At 71.6% G+C, this 1,379-nt stretch carries 1 protein-coding gene; it reads right to left on the bottom strand.

Annotated features, from left to right (window positions below; translation table 11 throughout):
• Nucleotides 1–1,379: class I tRNA ligase family protein (locus PLL68_RS15230; RefSeq protein ID WP_324535551.1), on the bottom strand; the 1,379-nt coding region annotated here is incomplete at both ends.

Here is a 1,379-nt window from a genome sequence, read left to right as displayed (position 1 = left end):
GCCGCCCAGTAGCGCACGGCATCCGCGCTGTGCTCCTTGAGCAGGTCCTCGGGGGTGACGACGTTGCCGCGGGACTTGCTCATCTTCTTGCGGTCGGGGTCGAGGATCCAGCCGCTGATCGCGGCGTCGGTCCACGGCACGCTGCCGTGCTCGAAGTGGGCGCGCACGACCGTGGAGAAGAGCCACGTGCGGATGATGTCGTGGCCCTGGGGGCGCACGTCCATCGGGAAGACCTTGTCGAACAGCGGGTCGGTGCCGGTGCCGTCGGCGTTGCGCCACCCGCCGGCGATCTGCGGGCTGAGCGAGGACGTGGCCCAGGTGTCGAGCACGTCGGGGTCGCCGATGAAGCCGCCGGGCACGCCGCGCTGGTCCTCGGTGTAGCCGGCCGGCGGGTTGGCCGCGGGGTCGACCGGCAGGGCGCTCTCGTCCGGGACGATCGGGGTGTCGTAGACCGGCTCGCCGTCGGCGTCGAGGGGGTACCAGACGGGGATCGGCACACCGAAGAAGCGCTGGCGGGAGACCAGCCAGTCGCCGTTGAGCCCGCTCACCCAGTTGGCGTAGCGGCTGCGCATGAACGCGGGGTGGAAGTCGATCTGCTCCCCGCGGGCGATCAGCGCCGCGTTGAGCTCGGCGTCGCGGCCGCCGTTGCGGATGTACCACTGGCGCGAGGTGACGATCTCGAGCGGCTTCTCACCGCGCTCGTAGAAGTTCGCCATGCGCTGGGTGGCCTTGGGCTCGCCGTCGAGGTCACCGGACTCGCGCAGGGCGTCGACGAGGGCGGCGCGTGCCCCGAACGGGGTCTTGCCCGCGAGCTGCTCGGCGTAGAGGGCTTCACCGGGCGTGCCCTCGAGCCAGGCAGGGGTCTCGCCCTGGAGGCGACCGCTGCGGGTGATGACCGAGCGGGTCGGCAGCTGCAGCTCACGCCACCAGATGACGTCGGTGAGGTCACCGAAGGTGCAGCACATCGCGATGCCGGCGCCCTTGTCCATCTCGGCGCCCGGGTGGGCGAGCACGGGGACCTCGACACCGAACAGGGGGGTCGTCACCGTCGTGCCGAACAGGCCTTGGTAGCGCTCGTCGTCGGGGTGGGCGATCAGGGCCACACAGCTCGGGATGAGCTCGGGGCGGGTGGTCTCGATGTGCACCGGGCCATGGGGGCCGTGGAAGGCCACCCGGTGGTAGTGCCCGGGGTAGTCGCGGGCCTCGAGCTCGGCCTGGGCGACGGCCGTCTGGAACGTGACGTCCCACAGCCCCGGAGCCTCGGCCTGGTAGGCCTCGCCGCGGGCGAGGTTGCGCAGGAACGCCTGCTGGGCGGTGGCGCGGGAGTGGTCGTCGATCGTGCGGTAGGTGATCGACCAGTCGTAGCTGTGCCCGATGCG

Origin of the sequence: Ornithinibacter sp. (genome assembly GCF_035443565.1) — a bacterium.
In the GTDB taxonomy this organism is placed as follows: domain Bacteria; phylum Actinomycetota; class Actinomycetes; order Actinomycetales; family Dermatophilaceae; genus Fodinibacter.
The sequence above is the reverse complement of the archived record's forward strand: the minus strand, read 5'-3'. Positions and strand labels throughout refer to the sequence as shown.